General features: G+C 72.3%; 18 protein-coding genes. 14 read left to right on the top strand and 4 right to left on the bottom strand.

All coding sequences use genetic code 11. The features are described from left to right. From AB0M46_RS43860 to AB0M46_RS43850, 3 genes are all read right to left on the bottom strand, one after another. On the bottom strand, positions 1 to 617 hold a 617-nt coding region (locus tag AB0M46_RS43860; protein WP_363346197.1), incomplete at its 3' end, for a hypothetical protein. Further along, the gene (locus AB0M46_RS43855) at positions 614 to 1,663 is read right to left on the bottom strand and encodes a DNA methyltransferase (RefSeq protein ID WP_363346195.1); all 1,050 of its coding nucleotides are present in this window, start codon (positions 1,661 to 1,663) and stop codon (positions 614 to 616) included. The genes AB0M46_RS43860 and AB0M46_RS43855, both read right to left, overlap by 4 nt. Continuing rightward, positions 1,656 to 2,684, bottom strand: coding sequence for a hypothetical protein (locus tag AB0M46_RS43850; protein WP_363346193.1), 1,029 nt, complete (start codon positions 2,682 to 2,684; stop codon positions 1,656 to 1,658). The genes AB0M46_RS43855 and AB0M46_RS43850 overlap by 8 nt, the downstream gene beginning before the upstream one ends. Positions 2,685 to 3,155: 471 nt before the next feature. Here AB0M46_RS43850 and AB0M46_RS43845 point away from each other — a divergent pair, with 471 nt between their 5' ends. The 8 genes from AB0M46_RS43845 (at position 3,156) to AB0M46_RS43810 (ending at position 13,739) form a co-directional block, all read left to right on the top strand. After that, entirely contained in the window at positions 3,156 to 3,320 is a 165-nt protein-coding gene (locus AB0M46_RS43845; RefSeq protein WP_363346191.1) for a hypothetical protein, read from the top strand. 515 nt (positions 3,321 to 3,835) lie between these two features. After that, positions 3,836 to 4,879 carry a hypothetical protein gene (locus AB0M46_RS43840; RefSeq protein ID WP_363346189.1) on the top strand — a complete coding sequence of 348 codons (1,044 nt, stop codon included), beginning with the start codon at positions 3,836 to 3,838 and terminating at the stop codon, positions 4,877 to 4,879. An 828-nt stretch (positions 4,880 to 5,707) separates the two neighbouring features. After that, positions 5,708 to 6,028, top strand: coding sequence for a pilin (locus AB0M46_RS43835; protein ID WP_363346203.1), 321 nt, complete (start codon positions 5,708 to 5,710; stop codon positions 6,026 to 6,028). Positions 6,029 to 6,034: 6 nt separating this feature from the next. Further along, positions 6,035 to 6,964 (top strand): hypothetical protein, encoded by a 930-nt coding sequence (locus AB0M46_RS43830; RefSeq protein WP_363346187.1) that lies wholly within the window; start codon positions 6,035 to 6,037, stop codon positions 6,962 to 6,964. Between the two features lie 32 nt (positions 6,965 to 6,996). Next, on the top strand, positions 6,997 to 7,941 hold the full coding sequence (locus tag AB0M46_RS43825) for a PrgI family protein (protein WP_363346201.1): 945 nt from the start codon (positions 6,997 to 6,999) through the stop codon (positions 7,939 to 7,941). Beyond that, positions 7,938 to 9,734 (top strand): DUF87 domain-containing protein, encoded by a 1,797-nt coding sequence (locus AB0M46_RS43820; protein ID WP_363346185.1) that lies wholly within the window; start codon positions 7,938 to 7,940, stop codon positions 9,732 to 9,734. The genes AB0M46_RS43825 and AB0M46_RS43820 overlap by 4 nt, the downstream gene beginning before the upstream one ends. 71 nt (positions 9,735 to 9,805) lie before the next feature. Then, complete coding sequence (locus AB0M46_RS43815; RefSeq protein WP_363346199.1) at positions 9,806 to 12,358, top strand: DUF87 domain-containing protein; 2,553 nt, start codon at positions 9,806 to 9,808, stop codon at positions 12,356 to 12,358. Between the two features lie 493 nt (positions 12,359 to 12,851). Continuing rightward, positions 12,852 to 13,739: a replication-relaxation family protein gene (locus tag AB0M46_RS43810; RefSeq protein ID WP_363346183.1), complete on the top strand. Its 888-nt coding sequence runs from the start codon at positions 12,852 to 12,854 to the stop codon at positions 13,737 to 13,739. 594 nt (positions 13,740 to 14,333) lie between these two features. Here the strand turns inward: AB0M46_RS43810 and AB0M46_RS43805 are convergent. Beyond that, positions 14,334 to 14,525, bottom strand: coding sequence for a hypothetical protein (locus AB0M46_RS43805; protein ID WP_363346181.1), 192 nt, complete (start codon positions 14,523 to 14,525; stop codon positions 14,334 to 14,336). A gap of 40 nt (positions 14,526 to 14,565) precedes the next feature. On the opposite strand from AB0M46_RS43805, the gene AB0M46_RS43800 reads away from it, so the two are divergent. The 6 genes from AB0M46_RS43800 to AB0M46_RS43775 form a co-directional block, all read left to right on the top strand. Continuing rightward, positions 14,566 to 15,216: a hypothetical protein gene (locus AB0M46_RS43800; protein WP_363346179.1), complete on the top strand. Its 651-nt coding sequence runs from the start codon at positions 14,566 to 14,568 to the stop codon at positions 15,214 to 15,216. 200 nt (positions 15,217 to 15,416) lie between these two features. After that, the gene (locus AB0M46_RS43795; RefSeq protein ID WP_363346177.1) at positions 15,417 to 15,887 is read left to right on the top strand and encodes a hypothetical protein; all 471 of its coding nucleotides are present in this window, start codon (positions 15,417 to 15,419) and stop codon (positions 15,885 to 15,887) included. Positions 15,888 to 16,027: 140 nt separating this feature from the next. After that, the gene (locus AB0M46_RS43790; protein ID WP_363346175.1) at positions 16,028 to 17,206 is read left to right on the top strand and encodes a hypothetical protein; all 1,179 of its coding nucleotides are present in this window, start codon (positions 16,028 to 16,030) and stop codon (positions 17,204 to 17,206) included. Positions 17,207 to 17,500: 294 nt separating this feature from the next. Next, a complete protein-coding gene (locus AB0M46_RS43785) occupies positions 17,501 to 18,115 on the top strand; it encodes an RNA polymerase sigma factor (protein ID WP_363346173.1) in 615 nt (204 codons plus the stop codon). Between the two features lie 102 nt (positions 18,116 to 18,217). Continuing rightward, positions 18,218 to 18,586, top strand: coding sequence for a histone-like nucleoid-structuring protein Lsr2 (locus tag AB0M46_RS43780; RefSeq protein WP_363346171.1), 369 nt, complete (start codon positions 18,218 to 18,220; stop codon positions 18,584 to 18,586). Positions 18,587 to 18,794: 208 nt separating this feature from the next. Further along, on the top strand, positions 18,795 to 19,730 hold a 936-nt coding region (locus tag AB0M46_RS43775; RefSeq protein ID WP_363346169.1), incomplete at its 3' end, for a helix-turn-helix transcriptional regulator.

Genomic DNA, 19,730 nt, shown 5'->3' with positions numbered 1-19,730 from the left:
CAACACTGAGAGTCATCACACGAAGATCTAATAGGGAAACCCAGGCAACTCGACTTCGGCGTCCCCGGCAGGCCATACCGCTCGAGGTAGGCGACGCAGTCACCGCGCCGCCAGCCGAGATCGAGCAGGGGGAAGACGTTGCGCATGTAGCCGACGTCGGCGTCGCGCGCGCGGCCGATCTCATCGACGGAGATCCCGATAGCGATGTCGGCGACGACACCGGCCGGTACCCGCTTCGGGTGCGGGTAGCCGAGCCGCCGCCGGATCTCGGCCTTGATCGGTTTGATCTTGTATTCGGACGTGCATTGACGTCGGGCCATGCCGCGTTGGCCGTCCGGGCCGAGCGTGAACAGTGGCATGGACGCGAAGCGGTGCTTCGGGTCGAGGGCGTCGGCGCGGATGTGCCCGGCCGATACCCGCGTGATCGGGATGCCCGCGTCGGCGGCGATCCGTTCGAGGCGCTCGAGGTGGTCGTAGACGGCGGCGGGTTCCCAACCCGTGTCGGCGAAGACCGCCGCGGTGAAGGTCGGGATCTCGCCGCGGGCGGCCAGCAGCAACGTGGCTGAGCTCTGGACGCCGGCCCCGAGACTGAGATACCGGTGGATGGGTGCGCTCATCCGCCGCTCCCGGCACCGTCCGGTGTGGACGGTGTGATCGGTGCGGCCGGTTTGGTGAAGATGAGGACGTCCTCGTGCGCGATGAGGTGCATCGGGGTCCCGGCGGTGCGTGCCTTGCGCACGGACTGCAGCTGGAAGAACGACGGCCGGGCGACGAGGTGCCCGTCGCGGACAGCGGCGAGCAGCGCCACGCACCGCTCGGTCGGTACCAGGCCGGCGCGGATGCCGGCGCCGATGACGGCGGAGGGCAGGTCGACGAGCTCGCCCTTCTTGCGCCAGGGGCGGGCGGTGACCACGACGGTCCCGCCGGGGCGCAGCAGGGTGTGGCAGCCGCGCAGGATCTGCGCGAACCCGTCGGCGAGGCCGGTGAGGTCGCGGTAGGCGAGGTTGCCCTTGTCGGCGCCGTCGTTGTACCGGTTGTCGCGGATGTCGAGTTCGTCGCCGGTGCGGACCAGGCCGTGGACGGTCGGCCCGTACGGCGGTGAGGTCACCACCAGGGCGACCTGCCCGATGAGGGCGGCGGGGACGAGGGACAGGATGTCGGTGGCGTCGCCGCGGATGACGCCGCCGCGGCCGGTGGCGCCCTGGGTGCGGGCGTGGCGGAGGTTGGCGTCGGCGATGTCGGACCAGCGGGACTCGTACTCGATGCCGAGCGCGTCGCGTCCGGCGTGCACGGCCTCGACGAGGGTGGTCCCGATCCCGGACATCGGGTCCAGGACGAGGTCGCCGGGGTCGGTGTAGGCGTCGATGGCGTGCGCGGCGATCGCCGGCAGCATCCTCGCGGGGTGTTGCACCGATTCCGGTACGTACCGGCCGCGGCGCTGGACAGGGCCGGTCCGTTGCGCGGTCGCCCACACCGACAGCCCCGGCAGGGAAGGGGGAGCCAGGGTGGGCCCGTCCGGGTTGGTGTCCGCGGCGGCGCGGTGCTGGGCGTCGTAGGTGCGGTGCCGGCCGCCCGGACCGCTCCGGCGCGTGCCGGTCGGGGTGGTACTGCCGCGGTCGGGCTCGTCCGGGTCGGCGGCCACAGCGGTGCGGGACTCAGCCATTGGAGGCCTCCCCGCTGCGCCCGGTCCGGCGGGAACCGCTGCGGCGGCCTGCCGTGCCGGGCGCCGGGGTGAAGACGAGCAGGTCCGCGTGGACCCGCAGGTGCGCGACCGTCCACTGTTCGCCGGCGCTGTCGGCGCGGGCCTTGGACAGGGCGAGGAGTTCCTCGTCGTCGAGGTGGTAGACGAACGCGTCGCCATGCCCATCGCCGTGGCCGTCGCCGCTGGTGTCGGCGGCGACGGCGACGATGTGCTGCAGGTAGCCGAGGCCGACCTGGCCGGCGGCGGCGGCGATCGGGCTGAAGTCCTCCGGTGTCGCGGCGAGCCCGGCTGGGACGGCGACGATGAGGACGAGGCAGCCGCCCGGGCGCAGCAGCTCCCGGCAGGCGGTGAGCAGCCAGGCCAGCCGGATCCGGTTGGGGACGGCGTCGGGGTCCAGGGGCCAGGTCGCGACGACGAGGCTGGTCAGGCCGGCGAGGGACACGCCGTCGGGGATCGGGACGACCGGGGGTGCGGTCGGTGGGAGGTGCTGGTCGGTGAGGTCGTCTCCGAACCAGTCCGCGAGGGACAGGTCCAGCTCGACGCCACCGGCGGTGAGGTCGGTGTCGAGGTCGTCGTCGGCCTGCGTCGTGTCCTCGTCGTCGAGGTTGCTGGTGGTGGCGGGGCCGATGATGAGGCTGGCGACGTCGGTGAACCAGGCCCGGTGGTGCCGGCGCCCGCCGGTGGTGCTGGCGGTGGTGAGGGCGTGGTCGGCGGTGAGGTCGACGACGGCCTCGCCGGGGCGGCTGTAGGCGGCGACGAGCCGCCGGGCCAGCCGGGCCGGGATGCTGGCGCCGTGGTCGCCGCTGGTGCGGGCGGTGCGCCAGACGGTGATCGGGACGGGCGGGTCCCCGGCGACGACGTCGACGAGCAGCTGCTCGGCATCGTCGGCACCCGGGGCGCTGGTCGTCCCGTCCGGGTCGAGGTTCGGGTCGGAGTTGGGGTCGTGGTGGGTGGGCTGGTGGTTCGGCGGGTGCTTGCTCATATGGCTGTCGGCTCCGCGCCGCGCCGGGAAGCGCTGACACCCTCCTATCCGCATTTGTGAGCCGTGGCGAACGCCCCCACCACTCACAGCCGCTCACAGCACCCCGAACACCGCTCACAGCCACACACAGCACGCTCACAGCAACAGACCGTCACCGAGCGGGGGCGTCGGCCGCTCACAGCGGCATCAGCAGTCAAGACCCGGCCACTCACAACGGCTCACAACCGCTCACAGCGGCATCAGCAGGTCAGACCCAGCCGCTCACAGCCGCTCACAGCGGTCGCTGTGAGCGGCTGTGAGTGACTGTGCCCAGCCGTCAAAGCCCGGCTGTGAGCGGCTGCGGGCGGTCGAGGTCTCCATGCCCGCTCACCGGACCGGGGTTCTCCGCTCCCATCTGGAAGGAGATGCCGGCGCGGCGGGAGAAGTGGTTGCCGGCGTCGCACCGGGGTCGCGCGGCGAACGTCGACAGCGATGCTGTATCCGTCGATGGTTATTGGCCGTGCCGGCGCCAGCGGCAATGCCGGCAACGCTGTGGATGGTGCGGTCGTCCGGAGGGACCACCGACCTGCGGACGACAACGAGATATCGATGATCTTCTGTGACACGCGCTGCATGTCAATCGACGATCTTCTGTGACACTACCTCCGTGTCAATCGATGATCTTCTGTGACATTCGGACGATGTCAATTGATGATCTTCTGTGACACGACGGCGTGTCAATCGACAGACATCTGTGCCGTGTGGTGGTGTCACAGTCACTTGGCCGTCCCGTGAGGGGCGCTGTGAGTTGCTGTGAGTGCGTGCGGCGCCCGCCGTGAGCGGCGACAGGCGCTATGTGCGAACTCCTGGGCGCTGCCGTGCTTGTGGGCCTGACAGTCCATCTGGCGCATCGACTTTGGGCAGCCGTGATGTCAATGTGCAGCTCAATGACTGTGGCACTCCATCGATGTCAACGATCGCAATCGATGCCGTAGATCGTGTGACATGGCCGGCCGTTGTCGGGCGTGCCGTGGCGCCGACCGCCCAGATGCGCCGCTGACCAGCACTGTCAGTGACCTGTGAGTGGTGCGTGGCGCAATGACACCCCGGACGTCGCCGTGGCAACCCCGCGATGTCCATCCATGATCTTCGTTGTCATAGGAGCTTGTGACATGACCGTGTCCACCACCCTGGACCGCACCCCGAACCGCCCGGACACCGGCGCCGGCACCGATGGCACTGCCCGTGACACGGCTCGTGACACGGGCGGCGCCGCTGCCACATCCCGTCCGGCGGTCATCGGCACGGCCCGCGCCGTGCCCGGTCGCGGACCAACCGACCCGGGCCAGGCCGACGCCGATGACGAGGTGTGGCCGTCCTCGCCGTTCGCGTGCGTCGACACCGCGTTCACCGCGCTGGTCACCGGCCCGGACCCGCTGAGCATCGACCTGACCGGCCTGGACCCCGACCTCGGACTGCCCGACGGCGTGGTCAGCGTGGCGGTGCTGCGCACGTGGCTGGCCGAGCACCCGCGGGACTGGCCGGCGTTGGACGCGGTGTGGCGGGAGCTGATCGTCCGGGCCCGCCTCGACGGCTCCACCTGGGTCGTCGCCGCGACGGCCCTGGCCCTGCCCGGCCTGGTCCGGCATGCCGCGCTCCTGGTTGCCGGCGGCTGGTACGGCGACCCCGACGACGTCGACGCCGAAGTCCTGACCGGGTTCCTCACCGCGCTGCGCGACCACGTCGACGTGACCCGCCCCGCCCCGTACGCCCAGCTGTGCCGTGCCGGGCAGCGCGCCGGCCTGGCGCTGGTCGCGCAGCAGCGCGGCGTCGTCCTCGTCGACGACCTCGACGCCGTCCCGCCCGGTCCCCGCACTCCGCACCGGCCGTGGAAGCACCCCGACCTCCTCGTCCAGCGCGCGGTCGCGCTCGGCCTCCTCGACGCTTGCGACGAGGAGCCCTACATCGACACCCGCCTCGGCAAGCGGGCGATCGAGCCGATCGCCGTCCGCCTCGGCGTCACTGTCGACGCGCTGCGGATGCGGCTGAACCGCATCGACGACCGCATCGCCGCCGCCCTCGCCGAGGGCCTGCTCACCGGTGCCACCTCACCCGAGGCGGAACAGGAACTGGCGAAGCAGGCCGCCCACCGGCAGCGGACCCGCGCCGCCGTGGCCGCCCGCACCACGGACAGGCCGCTGCCGGCGGCTGCCTGAGCCGCGGTCGTGTGCCTGCACGACCGGCATCGTTCAGGGCCGTGCCTGTGACACCAACGGTGTCGCAGGCACGGCCCTTTCGCTGCCCTCCACGCCCCGCCGTCTCGCGGTGCCGATCTTCGACACGCGCGGGCGGGGCGCCGGTGGGTTGTGAGCGGTATCCAGCCTGGCGGCCGTGAGCGAGACACGGTGCGGGCGCGCCGGACAGGCCGCTGTGTGCGGCTGTGAGTCGCTGTGTGTGGAGCTGTGAGCCGCTATTGAGCCGCTGTGCGCGGCTGTGAGCCGCTGTGAGCGGTGGGGGCGTTCGCCACGGCTCACAAACCCGGATAGGGGGGTGCAGGACTTCCCGGCCATGGCCATCGACGGCCACGCGTACCGGGGTCCTGCCCGCCGCCGGGCCAACCCCCGTGCTGCGAGTGCTGCGCCAGCTGCGCGCCTCGGGTGCCGCGCCATCGTGATGCGCTGACACCTCATCCCACAGCCGACCCGTAGAGGGAGGACGAGCTCCTCCCGAGCGCGTTCGTAGCTGCGCGACCGCACTCGCTCACCGAGTTCCAGCTCGGCGGCGGCCACATCCGCTGTCTCGAGCATTCGCCCCGCACCGCCCGCCGACACCCGCGCCCCTCTGGCGCCGGTGCCGGCCCTGCGGTGCGGGGCGGGAGGTGAACCCCAACCATGTCCCGCTTCCCGCGGGCACGTCTGCGTGCCCACAACCCACACACCACCACACACCAGGCCGCACGCCCCGAGCCCGGTACGAACGTGACCGCCGAGGCGAGTATCCCGGCGCGTACCGCCGGCCGCCGGAGGCGGCGGATCGCCGCCCGGGTGCTGACCGTCTCAGCGGTCGCCGCCGCGCTGCTGGCAGTCCCGACGGTCGCGTCCGCCGATCCCGGCGCCCCGGTCGTCGTGGCGGCGAACGCGCTGCCCGTCGTCATCGCCAACCTGCAGACGTGGATCATGGGGATCCTCGCCGCGGTGGCGACCCTGTTCCTCGTCCTCGCGGGCGTGTACTGGGCCACCGCCGGCGGCGACCCCGCCCAGGTCGACAAGGCCAAAGGAGCGTTGAAGAACGCCCTCATCGGCTACGGCCTCGCAGTCCTCGCCCCGATCCTGCTGCAGGTCGTCCAGGGCATCGTCGGGGGCTGATCGATCATGGGCTGGCTCCTGGACAACATCCTCACCTGGTTCGCCGAACAGATCCTGGCCTGCTTCGACGGATTGATCGGCGTGATCACCAACGCGCTGCTGGTCACCCCGGACGTCACTGCGTTGCCGCAGGTGCAGGCCCTGACCGGCCGGTCGGTCCTCGTCGTCGACCTCGTCTTCGTGCTGTTCTTCGTCGCCGCCGGCGCGCTCACCATGAGCGCCGGCGGCGACGAACGCTCCCGCTACACCGCCAAGGACCTGATCCCGCGCTGCATCGTCGGGTTCGTCGCCGCGCACTTCAGCCAGCTGTGGTGCGCCAAGATGATCGAACTCGCCAACGCGCTGGGCGCCGCCCTCACCCAGGACGACCTCGGCGGCGACGGTGAACTCCGCCCGGCCGCGGTCACCGCGATCAAGACCCACATCCTCGCCGCGCGGGACAAGACCTCCGGGATCCTGTTCTGCGTCTGCGCGGTGATCATCCTGATCCTGCTCGGCTCCACCGCGATGAGCATGATCACCCGGTTCGCGGTCGTCCTCGTCCTCACCGCCGTCGCGCCGATCGCCCTGGCCTGCCACGCGCTGCCGCAGACCGACCCGGTCGCGCGGATGTGGTGGCGCGCCTACGGCGGCACCCTCGCCGTGCCGATCGCGCAGGGCTTCACCCTCTACGCCGGGCAATGGATGCTCACCGACCAGAGCAACCTGCTGTTCGCGTTCGGGCTGCCCGGCGACGGCGGCGTCACGAACCTCTTCGTCATCATGGTCCTGCTCTGGACCACCGTGAAAGTTCCCGGCCTGATGCGCCGCCTCGTATCCCAGGGCGGCGGCAAACAACCCAACATCCTCGGTGCCGTCATCCGCGTCGTCGTGGTGCAGCAGTTGACCCGGGCCGTGCCCGGCCTGGGCAGGATGACCCGGGCGGTGGCGCGGTGAACCGCCGGGACGAGGACGCCGTCCGCGCCCGGATGCCGGCCGACGTCGACGCCCCGGACAAGGTCGTCTACGGGCTGACGTTCCGGCAGCTGGCGATCCTGGCCGTCGCGGCGGTCATCGGCTACGGCGCCTGGAACGCCCTGCACACCCTCCTGCCCGTCCCGGTCCTCGTCGGCGCGTTCGTCGTGCTCGGCGGTCTGGTCTTCGGCCTGGCCGTCGGCCGCCGCGATGGGTTGTCCCTGGACGTGTGGCTGCTCGCCGGGCTGCGGCACTCCCGTAGCCCGCGGGCGCTGTCCACGACCGACACCACGGCCAAGGTTCCGGACTGGGTGCAGGCGCCGGCGTCGAAGGTGATGCTGCCGGCGCCGCTGCGGCTGCCAGCTGATGCCATCGGTGATGACGGGCAGATCAGCCTCACCGACCGCACCGGCGGCACGAAGGCGGCGATGGTCGCCGCGACCAGCGTCAACCTGGCGCTGCGCACCGCGGATGAGCAGGCCGCCCTGATCGACACGTACGGGCGGTGGCTGAACTCGCTGTCCACGCCGACGCAGATCGTGGTGTCCGCGCAGCCGGTCGACCTAGCCTCCGCCGCCCGCACCCTGGCCCGCGTAGCGGACCGGCTCCCGGACCCGGCCCTCGCCGCGGCGTGCGCCGATCACGCGAACTTCCTCGCCGACCTCGCCGAACGGCGTGACCCGCTGCGCCGGCAGGTCCTCATCGTCACCCGCGCCGGAGCTGGGGAACGCGGCGAGCACGCCGCGCGCCGCCGCGCCGACGACACCGTCCGTGCCCTGTCCGGGCTCGGCGTCACCACCCGCGCCCTCGACGGCCCGGCCGTCACCGCCGCCCTCGCCGCCGCCGCCGACCCGTACCGGCCGTCCCGGCCAGGCGGGCTCGCCGCCCCCGATGCGGTCATCACTGCCGCGGCGCCGAAGCAGGCACCGCCCAAACCTCGCAGGAAGCCACAGTCATGACATTGCTCGCTCGTCGTACGGCACCGGCCGCCGCCCCGCCGACCGCGGGACTGGCGGCGGCTGTCGCCCCGGCCTCGGTCGAGGTCAGCCCACGAATGCTGCGCGTCGGTGACGGCTACGCCGCCACTCTCATCGTCACCGGTTACCCCGCCGAAGTCGGCCCCGCCTGGCTGGAGCCGCTGCTGTCCTGGCCGGGCCGCCTCGACCTCGCCCTGCACATCGACCCGCTGCCCGCGCCGATCGCGGCGAAGCGGCTGCGTACCCAACGGGCCCGGTTCGAGTCGTCCCGCCGCGCTGATGCGGAGCGGGGCAAACTCGCCGACCCCTACGTCGAAGCCGCGGCAGACGACGCCGCCGACCTCGCTGAACGCCTCGCCAGAGGCGCCGCCAAGCTGTTCAGAGTCGGGTTGTACCTGACTGTCCACGCCCGCACCGAGGCGGAGCTGCTCGACGCGTGCGCGCAGGTGAAGGCCGCCGCCGCGTCGACGCTGATCGAGGTGCAGCCGGCGACGTGGCGGCACCTTCCAGGTTGGACCACCACCCTGCCCCTGGGCACCGACAGCCTGCAGATGCTGCGGACCATGGACACCGCCGCGCTCGCTGCGGCGTTCCCCCTCGCGTCCGCGGATCTGCCGGCGCCGCTGCCCGGTGACCCGGCCACCACCGGCGGTGTGCTGTACGGCATCAACCCCGACAGCTCGGGGATCGTGTGGTGGGACCGGTGGGCGCAGGAGAACCACAACAGCGTCGTCCTCGCCAGAAGCGGCGCCGGCAAGAGCTACTTCGTCAAGCTCGACGTGCTGCGCAACCTGTATCAGGGCGTGCAGGTGTCCATCGTCGACCCCGAGGACGAGTACCTGCGCCTCGCCGACGCCGTCGGTGGCACCGTCGTACGGCTCGGCCAACCCGGCGTGAAGATCAACCCCCTCGACCTGCCCGTCGGCGACACCCGGCCCGACGTCCTCACCCGCCGCGGCCTGTTCCTGCACACCCTCATCGCGGTCCTGCTCGGTCACCAGCCACCGCCGACCGAACGCGCCGCCCTGGACCGCGCCATCCTCGCCACCTACCGCACCGCCGGGATCACCGCCGACCCCGCAACCCACCACCGCCCCGCCCCGCTCCTGGCCGATCTCACCACCGCACTGCACGGCGACGACGACCCAGCCGCCACCCAGCTCGCCGCGCGGCTCGCCCCGTGGGTGGACGGCTCCTTCGCCGACCTGTTCAACGGCCCGACCACCACCCGCCCGGACGGGCACCTGGTGGTGTGGTCGCTGCGGCACCTGCCCGACGAGCTGCGGACAGTCGGCACGCTCCTGGCCCTGGATGCGATCTGGCGCAGCGTCGACGCCCCCGGCAGCCGCCGCCTCGCGGTGCGGCGCCTCGTCGTGGTCGACGAGGCGTGGCTGCTCATGCGCGACGGCGAGGGCGCCCGGTTCCTGGCTGTCATGTCCAAGGCGAGCCGGAAACGCAACGCCGGCCTCACCGTCATCACCCAGGACGTCGCCGACGTCCTCGGCACCGACCTCGGCATAGCCGTCGTGTCCAACGCCGCCACCCAGATCCTGCTCAAACAGGCCCCGCAGGCGATCGACGCCGTCGGTGACGCATTCGGGCTGACCGTCGGGGAGCGGCGGATGCTGCTCGCCGCACGGACCGGCCACGGGCTGCTCATCTCCGGCACCAACCGCACAGGGTTCGAGTCGATCGCGTCCCCGAGCGAACACCTGCTCGCCACCACGAAACCCGCGGACCTGCTCGACCTCGACGACGAGGAGGATCTGCTGTGAACCCGCCGCAGCCCGGCGGGACCACCGCGTGGATCCTTGCCGGTCCCAGCCACCCACCGCCGACAGCACCGATGCTCGCGCTGTCACCGGCGCCCAGCCCCTCCGGGCCGGGCGCCGGTTTCGTTTCCCCACCGCCGTCACCGGTCGCCGCCGGGCTCCTCGACGCCGTCCGCTGGGCGGCCGACCAGCCGTGGCTGCTCGCCGTCGCCGCCGCCGCGCTCATCGCCTACGTCGCCGGCAGGAACCTCCTGGACGGGTGGCGGCACACCCACCACGCCACCGGCGCCCGCCTCGTCACCATCGCACCACCGCCGGAGGTCGACGAACACGCCGCCGCCGCGCTGTGGGCGAACCTGCACGGCACCCTCACCCCGTCCCGCCGGCGCCGCCTGCTGTACGGGACGCCGCACGTGGTGTGGCAGTACAGCTGGACCGGCCGGGAGCTGCGGATCTCCATCTGGGTGCCTGGCACGGTCCCGCCCGGCGCCGTCGAGGCCGCGATCCGCGCCGCCTGGCCCAGCGCCGCGACCACCACCGAGGAGGACGCCCCACCACCGATCCCGCTGCAGGCGGCACCCGCCGTCGGCGGGCACCTCCTGCCCCAGTCGGCTGAATGGCTGCCGTTCAACACCGACTTCGACGCCGACCCACTGCGTGCCCTGATGGCCGCGGGCGCGCAGCTGCGGCCGGGCGAGCACGCCGTCGTGCAGGTCCTCACCCGACCGGCCACTCCACGGCGGGCCTATCGTGCCCGACGTACTGCGGGACGGCTCCGCGACGGCAGGACCGCCACCCCGACGATCAACCCGGCCGCCCCGATCCTGTGGCTGCTCGAGGCATTCCAGACCGGAGCCTCCACCCGGCGCGGCGCGGCAGCTGGTGGAGCGCAGCGCCGCGACCCGCAGGTGGAACGCGACGTCCGGGCGATCCTGGACAAGACCGCGCAACCGCTGTGGACCGCCGGGATCCGCTACGCCCTCGCCACCACCAGAACCCGGCCCGGCGCCGACCCGACCGGTCGGCTGCGCGGGATCGCCGACGCGATCGCGTCCAGCTTCGCCGTCTACGCCGCCCGCAACACCCTGGCCCACCGCGCCCGGATGCCGCAGCCGGTGGCCGTGGCCGCCGCCCGGCGGCTCGGCGCCGGGTTCCTGCTCGCCGGCGACGAACTCGCCGCCCTCGCCGCGCTACCCCGCGACCTGGCCGTCCCCGGCCTGGACCGTGCCCGGGCCAAGTCGATGCCCGCCCCCGTGGCGGTCCCGTTCGGCGGCCGCGGGGTGAAGGTCCTCGGCGACGCCGAGGTCGGCGGCCACGGCGTCGGCCTGTCCGTGCCCGACGCCCGCTACCACCTGCACGTGGTCGGATCGACCGGCTCCGGCAAGACGACCCTGCTGGTCAACATGGCCGTCGACGACATCACCGCCGGCCGCGGCACCGTGGTCATCGACCCGCACGGCGACATGGTCCTGGACATCCTGGACCGGCTCCCGGCGAGCGTCGCGGACAGGGTGGTGCTATTCGACCCGGACCAGCCGAACCCACCCACGCTGAACCCGCTGCAGGGCGACGACCCCGACCTCGTCGTGGACAACATCGTCTCCATCTTCGCCAACATCTTCGCCAAAGCCTGGGGACCGCGGATGGACGACGTCATGCGCGTCGCCTGCCTGACGCTGCTGCGGCACGCGAACGTCACCCTGCAGCACATCCCGCCGCTGCTCAACAGCGCCCAGTTCCGGTCGGCGATGACCGTCGACCTGGATGACCCGGCCGGCCTGTCCGGGTTCTGGCAGTGGTACGACGAGCTCAACCCCGCCCTGCGCTCGCAGGTCATCGGGCCCGTCCTGGCCCGCCTGCGGGCGTTCCTGCTGCGGGACTTCGTCAAACGCACCATGCGGTACCCCAAGTCGAGCTTCGACATGGGCAAAATCCTGGACGGCGGCGCGCTCCTCGTGCGGATCCCGAAAGGTCAGCTGGGGGAGGACACCACCCGGCTGCTCGGCTCCCTCGTCCTGGCCCAGGTCTGGCAGGCGACGACCGCCCGCGCCACCATCGCCCCCGACAAACGCCGCGACGCCACGCTGATCATCGACGAGGCGCAGAACTTCCTGACCCTCGCCAACAGCCTCGATTCAATGCTTGCCGAGGCCCGCAAGTACCGGCTATCCCTGGTGTTGTCCCATCAGGACCTGGCCCAGTTCCCGAAAGACCTCCTCGCCGCCGCGTCCTCCAACGCCCGCAACAAGATCTACTTCACGGTCGCGCCGGAAGACGCCCGGGTCCTCGGCCGGCACACCCTGCCGGAACTCGACGAGCACGACCTGTCCCACCTCGACGCGTACACCGCCGTCGCCCGACTCGTCGTGAACGGACGGCAGACCCCGGCGTTCACGATGAAGACCCGCCCACCGAAACCCGTCGCCGGGGAGGCGACCGCCATCCGGGAAGCCGCCGCCACGGCGGTGCCTGAACAGGACACCAGCGCCATCGACAACCTCGTCGACCGGCTCTCCCAGGCGAAACCCTCCACCAAACCCGGCGGCAGGTCCTCCGAGACCGCGTCCGGCACGTCAGCCGACGCCCGAGGTGGCCGGCCTTCGGGACCGAGGCAGTCTCGGCGCTGAAGGGCGGTCACAGCTGTCCGCGGCCGGAGCACGCCGCTGTGTGCGGTGACCGCTGTCAGGACCCGTCGCCGAGGTGCTCGCCGACCTGATCGTCCCGGGTGTCGTTCCCACGTCCCGCCACGACCCTCGCCACCATGCCTGACCTGTGCTGTCAGTGCAGCACGTGCGCCTGACAGCGCCCGATCCGGCTCCTCCCACCCGCCAGACACCCCTCCGAACGAGGGGATCCCTTCCTGCCCAGGAGTACCAGACCCCCATGTTTCCCGATCCGTTCAACTCCGCCTGCTCCGATTCCCTCTCCTCCTCGTCCTCCTCCTCTCTGTCGTCCCTCGCACTGTCCGGCCTGCCGGTTCTCGCCCCGTCCGTCTTCTCCTCTGTCCCTGCCCCATCCGGCTCCTCCGCTTCCAGGTCTACGACGTCCGCTGCCCGGTCGTACCCCGGTAGTCCTGCCCCTGCCGGGAGCTCCGCCGGCTCCGCCCCGGACTCCCTCGCCGTGTTCCGGCGCATCGTGCCCCGCGACCGTGCCCTCCTCGCCCTGCTCGCCGAGCACTACCTGCTCTCGGCGCCGCAGATCGCGGCGGCGTTCTTCGACGGCCGGCGCACCGCGCAGCGACGGCTGACCACACTGCACCGGCTCGGTGTGCTGCACCGCTTCGCCTACGCCAACGCTGCACACACCTCCGTGCCCTACCTGTACACGCTCGGCCCGGTCGGGCTGCAGCTGTACCCGACCGTCTACAACGACCCCGACAACCGGCACACCAAGGCACCGCGCAGCTCCCTGGACCGGGCCCGGCGCATCGCCGCCAGCGCGACCGCAGCGCACCTGCTCGGCGTCAACCAGTTCTTCATCGACCTCATCGCCGCCACCCGCCGGCCCAGCACCGAGCAACCCGCGGCCTCGGCCGACGACGAACGGCCCGGCCAGGGGCCGCCGCGACTGCTGCGCTGGTGGTCCGAACAGCACGCCACCGACGTCTACGCCCAGTCCGGCATCCGCCCCGACGGCCACGGCATCTGGCAGAGCAACAACACCACGGTCGGGTTCTTCGTCGAGCACGACCGCGGCACCGAGGACCTGCCCCGGGTGGTGGCGAAACTGCGCGGGTACGCCCGTCTCGCCGAGTTCGGGCCGCGTTATCCAGTCCTGCTGTGGCTGCCGAACGCGGAGCGGGAGGCGAACCTGCTGCGCCTGCTCACCGGGGTCCGCACGCCGATGCCGATCGCGACCGCCGTGCACGGCCCCGACCCCGCCGGCCGCGTCTGGGCCCTCGCCGCCGACCTGCCGTCGAACCCGGGCCACCGCTACCGGCTGCACGAACTGCCGTCCGACCACGGACCCCACTCCGGCACCAACCCCGGCCGGCCCACAGACTCCTGACACCCTCGGGCAGACCGCACCCCCGGCTACGGAGAACACGGACAACGCCGCCGAGACCTCTGCGAAATCCGTTCGCGGCGCCGGGACATCCGCTCACAGTGCAGGTCAGGCGCCGTCCACCAACCCCGGGCAAGGTGCTTGCCGCACCGGCCGGATCGTCTCACGGCGCAGACACCGCCGGTGACTGTCACACCACAAGATCGTTTGTGAGCGTGGTGTCGTCTCACCGCGACACCACGCACCACGCGGCCAGCCCGCTCACAACCACTCACAGTGCAGGTCACGCCCGCTTTTCACCGGTCACGGCGACAGCGGGCGCTGTGAGCGGCAGCCGCTACCGTTCACGGCACTACACAACCCCACATATATTTCTCCACCCGGTTCGGTCCCACCTGAGGGACAACCCGCCGCACCACCCGGTGCCCGCCACCCACCCGCCCTCACCGGCCGGTCGGTACCCGCACCGCGCGGCGACCCCCAGGTCGCACCAGACCACCAGCACCACCGCAACTCCCAGCACCACCACGGCGCCGCACCCGAGCGCCACCAAACCCAACACCTCGTCCGAACCGACCCACGAACCCGGTGGGCCGGTCACTGCTGCGCGCCCTCAAGCGCCCACACCCAGGGAGGACCTCTCATGGCCAAGAACCGCATCAGGCCGGCCACCAACCGGACCACCCGCTCGAACCCGAGCGCCAGCTCGAACCCGAGCGCCAGCTCGAACCCGAGCGCCAGCTCCAGCAGTGTTACGCCGGCCCCGAGCGCCAGCTCCAACGGCGCCACGCCAGCCCGCACCGCTCAGCTGGTCCCGACGGTCAACGTCATGATCGTCTGTGTGCCGGCAGAGCTGCCCGCTGAGGCACTGGTCAGCCGTCAGCTCGACAAGCACTTCGGTGTCTCCGGCACCCTGTCGCCCCGCTTCTGGGCGACGCCCGGCATGTGGATGTGGCAGCGCAGCCAGCTGGTCGACCCCCGCAAGGGTCAGCCCGTCTACTGCGCCGGAGGCCCCGCGAAGCTGCTCGACCTGGCCGGTATGCGCCACGCCGCCGCCGTCGGCGCCGGTGTCCGCTACCAGATGTGGTCCCGCGTCGTGCAGGGCACCCGCCCCGCGATGCCGTGGCCGCAGCTGCTGCTGCAGCACATCGCCGACCCGGCGAAGCTGTCCCTTGAGGACGCGATCGTCCGGTACAACAACCAGCCCCGCGTCATCGCGATGCGGATGCACAACGCCGTCACCTACGGCGCCGGTCGCCTGAACCTCCGCGAGCTGGAGATGTTCCAGGCCGGCCCGATGGCCTACCAGCACTACAGCGCCACCACGGCGCTGACCGCTGACACGCTCATCACCGCCGACGGCACCCGCCTGGCACCGACCAGCGACACGTTCGCCCACCGGGTGACCTACCTCGAGCAGGCCAACCGCTACCTCACCGACCTCGACGAGGACCAGCGGCTGCTCGCCGTCGCCCTCTGACACCACCCACCGGAACCGGTCGGGACAGCCCACTTGCCATCCCTGTACCCGGGGGACCTCGCAGTGTGCTGCCCGACCGGCTCCACCACTGCCACGCCGGCGCACGGCACCCGCCACGTTGGGCGGTCCACCCCAACGTGCACATCCGCCAACCCTCCGGCGCGGCCGACCCCCTAGCCGCAACCGCCGAAAGGCCCACCATGCACGAACTGACCTTCCCGCTCGCCGAGGTCCTCGTCCTCGCCGAGCACGCCGCAGCCGCCCACACCAACGCCGACCCCTACTTCGGCGAGGCGACCGGCCCAGCACTGCTCCTGGCCGCCGCCGACAGCATCTACCTGCTGTCCAACGGCCAACCACCCCTCGCCGCGGCGTCCTGGCAGCCGCAGGCGCACGGCAGCCTCGTGGTCTACGCCGACGGCTACGGCCCCGGCGCCCTACCGACCGCCGGCCGCGCCGCCGCCGGCCTGGACGAGGAGATCCTCATCGGCGTGCCCGTCCCGGACGCCGTCCTGCGCCGGCTCCGCGCCGCCGTCATCGACCACAACGACGACCTGTTCACCCTCGCCCTGTCCGTGAGCCACGCGATCCTCGGCGTCGCCCGCCGCGACCCCGGCGGCAACGACGCCACCGGCGCCGGTGGCACCCGGCCGGAGCACGACGACCGGTGACCGCACCGCCCGGCGCCCCGGGCCGGGGCATCCCGCGAGCCCGGCCCGCGCGCTGGCCGCCCTTTCCCCTTTGCCGCAACACCCCAGCCCGGACCGCTCACCGCGGCCGGGCCACCACCATCTGACGAAAGGACCAGCCGATGCTCACACCCGACACCGTCGCAGGTCTCACCGAAGGCATCACGCAGTACGCCACCAGCAGCCGCGGACCCCTGTCCGCGCCCGAGCTCCAGATCATCAGCGAGTACCGCCCGGCCAACGGACCGAGGTCCTTCGACTTCAACCTCATCCACGAGTCGGTCTGGCGATGCTGGCCCGGCGCCGACGCCCTGACCGAACGGGTCGACGTGCACACCTTCCTCGGCCTCCTGCACAACCTGCCCGACATCGCACCGTGGACACAGCCCGAGCCGCACTTCACGGTCATCGGGTTCAGCCTGCGCTACGACGCGCCGGCCGAGCCCGGCCCGGCCCCCAGCGCCGACTACGCCGTGCGGGACGAACCCGCCCGGGTGACGGTCGCCGTCGACGCCGGCCACCGCTTCTACCACCACGTCCACCAAGCCGGTGCCGCGGCCGGGCAGGTCGCCGTCTGGGCCCCCGTCACGATCGGCCCGCTCGACACACCGAACCGGGTGACCCACGGCGACAGGTCGGCGCTGAACGAGCTCAGCCGGCTCATGGACCGGCTACGGACACCGACCGACCCGCCCGCCGACACCGCGGCACAGCACAAAGACAAGGACGAGGACGAGGACGTGCTGGTGCACGGTGAGATCGTCACAGTGACCGGAGACCGGTTCGACGACGACGACCGAGCCCGGCTGTGGGTCGTCGTGGACCACTTCTTCGACTACGCCATCGCCGTCCTCGGCGGCGACGGCTACTACCGGCGGAACATCCCGCGCGGCGACCTCGCCAGGGCCGAACCGCAGTGGATCCAGCGAACCGTCCGCCACGACGCCACCTTCGCCTACGTCGACGCCGACACCACGACGCCGACGCTGGTCGACGAGACGTTCACCGACCACGGCACCAGCGGCTACGAGCTCGTTCGGACACACCGCCTGGCCGGCTCGCTGCTGCGGGTGCGGGTGTGGCGCGGGCCGCAGCCCGAGCACAGCAGCGCGGTCGTGCAATTGCTCGACCCCGCTGGTGACCACTCCGTCATGGCCCTCATGGGACAGGCGTCCTGGCACGCCGCCACACCGTCGGAGGCCACGAACGGCGCGCCGCTCTACGCGGTCGCAGAGGAGTTGCTGCACAGCGCGGTCCGCATCCTCACCCCTGCCGACCCGGCGGGTCCACAACAGCCCTGACGTCGGCTGATCTGACGCCGGCTCACCGGCCGCCGCGCACGACGGCCTGAACCCGCACATCCGGCGAGCCGCACCAGCAGCTCGCCCGCCGGCGGGACCATCCGCGGCGAAGGCATCACCGCACCAACCAGCACCACTGCACTCCCGCACCGTCGCACGACTGCACAGCCGCACGACCTGGCCGTTGCCCGGCCACCCGCGCACCAGCGCGCATCTCCCGGGCACGGCCGTACGGCCGTGCCCGGATTCCGCTTTCCCGGCCCTCGAAGGGCCGCTGTCGAAAGGAATCCGTTCATGGCCACCACGCACAGCCCGGCCTCCGGCCGTGACATCCGCCGGTTCCGGCGGCCGGTCACCGCCGCGGACATCGTCCTGGCCGCCCGGCTCCGCGCCGGCGACCGCGACGCCTTCGCCGACCTGTACCGGTCCACTGTGGACGACCTGACCAGGTTCGTCGCCGCCCGGGTCTGGCGCCGGGACCGCGACCTCGTCGAGGACTTCGTGCAGGAGGCGTACTGCCTCGCCCTGGCCGAGCCGCACCGCATCGAACCGGACCTGCGCGGGTCGATGCGCCGCCTCGCCGCCAGGGCGATGACCAACCACAGCTGGTCGCAGCGGCGCTACCTGCGCGCCGCCCGCACCATCTACACCGACCGGACCGTCACCAGCCCGGCCGTCGGTACCCGGCCTGGACCGGTCGCCGGCCGGACGATCGCGGCCGTCACCCTCACCCGGTTCCCCCAGGCCCTGGCCCGGCTCACCCCGGACCAGCGCCGAGCCGTGCAACTGCGCTACCTCGACGGACAGCCACGCACCGCCGTCGCCACGCAGATGGGCCGCACCGTCGACGCGATGCGCTGGCTCGAAGGCCGCGCGCTGCGCCGCCTGCACGAACTGTGCACCGCCTGAACCGTCGAACAACCCCCCGAACCGCCTGCCGCCACCCCGCCGCCAGCCACGGCGGCGGGGCCATCCCCCCATGCCCGGCAACCGCAAAGGAGTACCAGCACCATGGCCAAACTGATCCGGCACATCGTCACCGACGACCTCGACAACAGCACCGACGGCGTCGCCACCTACACCTTCGCCCTCGAAGGCGTCACCTACGAGATCGACCTGACGCCCGGCAACATCGACCGGCTCCGCACCACCCTGGCCCCGTACACCGCCGCCGGACGCCGGCTGCCGAAACGGCACGCCACCAACCGCGCCGCCGCTGCCGCGAGCAGCACCGATGACGCCACCCTGGTGCGTGCCTGGTGGGCCGAGCACCAGCAGCGCCTCGACCTGCCCGCCCACCGCGACCGCGGCACGATCCCGACCCGGGTCCGCCTCGCCTACGTGGAGCGGCACGCCCAGCCGCGCCGCGGCATCCGGTAACACCCCGCGCGGCACGCCCTGGCCACACACCGGCCGGTCCACACACTCGTGGACCGGCCGGTACCGGCGTCTGCGGCCGTCCACGCGGCCCACGCGGCCCACGCGGCCCACCCGGGCCCGCGCACAGCGGCACGGCCGATCCGGCGGCTCCATCGCCGTCATCGACATCCACCACTGCGGCAGTACTGCGTCCGCCCATCTGCGGGGCGTGGACGGCACCGTGCCGACCGCGCCCGTCGGTGTGACCCCCGAAGTCCGGGCACACCGACTTGCCCTTTACCCGCCGGTCAAGCGTGCATCAGTGCACGCCTCACCACGAAACCCTGCCACGGCAGGAGAAACGGGGCCCGACATGCCCAACCGAACCGACCCCAGCACCGCCAACGGCACACCGCCGCTGGACAGCAAGTCACGGCAGATCCTGGACGCCCTCGCCGAGCTCGGCGAGATCACCGCCGGGAACCTCGCCGAGCGCACCGGCATGGCCTACCCGACGACGACGAAGAAGCTGCGCAACCTCGACAGCGCCGGGCTCGCCAGCTCCCGCAAGGCCGACAACGGCCAGATCGTGTGGTACCGCACCGACACCGAGCAGCCGGCCACCGAAACCAGCACCGACACGGCACCCGCGGACACCACCGAAGCGGACCGCGCCACGCAGCATCCGGCATCCGACGCCACAAACGCCGGCGCCGCTGCGAAGCCCGAGCCCGAGCTCGAGCTCGAGCTCGAGCCCGAGCCCGAGCCCGAGCCCGAGCCCGAGCCCGAGCCCGGGCCCGAGCCCGAGCCCGGGCCCGCGACGGTTCTGCCGTCCGACGTTCTGGACGATGAGCCTCCGGCATCTGACACCGATGAGTCCTGGCAGACCACTCCGACGGCGCCGGAAGGCGCGCTCGGTGACCCGACCGGCGAACCAGGCGAGGTCCGGCCCGTGGCCGACGCGATGTCGGTCCCCACGCCGGCGGAAGCCGACGCTGCGGTCGCGGACATCAGCAGGGCCGCAGGCGATGACGCCGACGCGGACACCGGCACTGCCGAGCCCGCCGTGGCTGCCGAGCCCGCCGTGGCTGCCGAGCCCGCCGTGGCTGCCGAGCCCGCCGTGGCTGCCGAGCCCGCCGTGGCTGCCGAGCCCGCCGTGGCTGCC

This window comes from Dactylosporangium sp. NPDC051485 (assembly GCF_040682015.1).
GTDB lineage: Bacteria > Actinomycetota > Actinomycetes > Mycobacteriales > Micromonosporaceae > Dactylosporangium.
This window is presented reverse-complemented; position numbering and strand designations above follow the sequence as displayed.

Bases quoted from the DNA above. Each gene is read 5' to 3' on its own strand.
- AB0M46_RS43800 (WP_363346179.1), top strand. From the start codon at position 14,566: ATGATCGTCTGTGTGCCGGCAGAGCTGCCCGCTGAGGCACTGGTCAGC.
- AB0M46_RS43830 (WP_363346187.1), top strand. From the start codon at position 6,035: ATGGGCTGGCTCCTGGACAACATCCTCACCTGGTTCGCCGAACAGATC.
- AB0M46_RS43780 (WP_363346171.1), top strand. From the start codon at position 18,218: ATGGCCAAACTGATCCGGCACATCGTCACCGACGACCTCGACAACAGC.
- AB0M46_RS43845 (WP_363346191.1), top strand. From the start codon at position 3,156: ATGCTGTATCCGTCGATGGTTATTGGCCGTGCCGGCGCCAGCGGCAAT.
- AB0M46_RS43790 (WP_363346175.1), top strand. From the start codon at position 16,028: ATGCTCACACCCGACACCGTCGCAGGTCTCACCGAAGGCATCACGCAG.
- AB0M46_RS43825 (WP_363346201.1), top strand. From the start codon at position 6,997: ATGCCGGCCGACGTCGACGCCCCGGACAAGGTCGTCTACGGGCTGACG.
- AB0M46_RS43840 (WP_363346189.1), top strand. From the start codon at position 3,836: ATGACCGTGTCCACCACCCTGGACCGCACCCCGAACCGCCCGGACACC.
- AB0M46_RS43795 (WP_363346177.1), top strand. From the start codon at position 15,417: ATGCACGAACTGACCTTCCCGCTCGCCGAGGTCCTCGTCCTCGCCGAG.
- AB0M46_RS43850 (WP_363346193.1), bottom strand. From the start codon at position 2,684: ATGAGCAAGCACCCGCCGAACCACCAGCCCACCCACCACGACCCCAAC.
- AB0M46_RS43820 (WP_363346185.1), top strand. From the start codon at position 7,938: ATGACATTGCTCGCTCGTCGTACGGCACCGGCCGCCGCCCCGCCGACC.
- AB0M46_RS43815 (WP_363346199.1), top strand. From the start codon at position 9,806: ATGCTCGCGCTGTCACCGGCGCCCAGCCCCTCCGGGCCGGGCGCCGGT.
- AB0M46_RS43785 (WP_363346173.1), top strand. From the start codon at position 17,501: ATGGCCACCACGCACAGCCCGGCCTCCGGCCGTGACATCCGCCGGTTC.
- AB0M46_RS43855 (WP_363346195.1), bottom strand. From the start codon at position 1,663: ATGGCTGAGTCCCGCACCGCTGTGGCCGCCGACCCGGACGAGCCCGAC.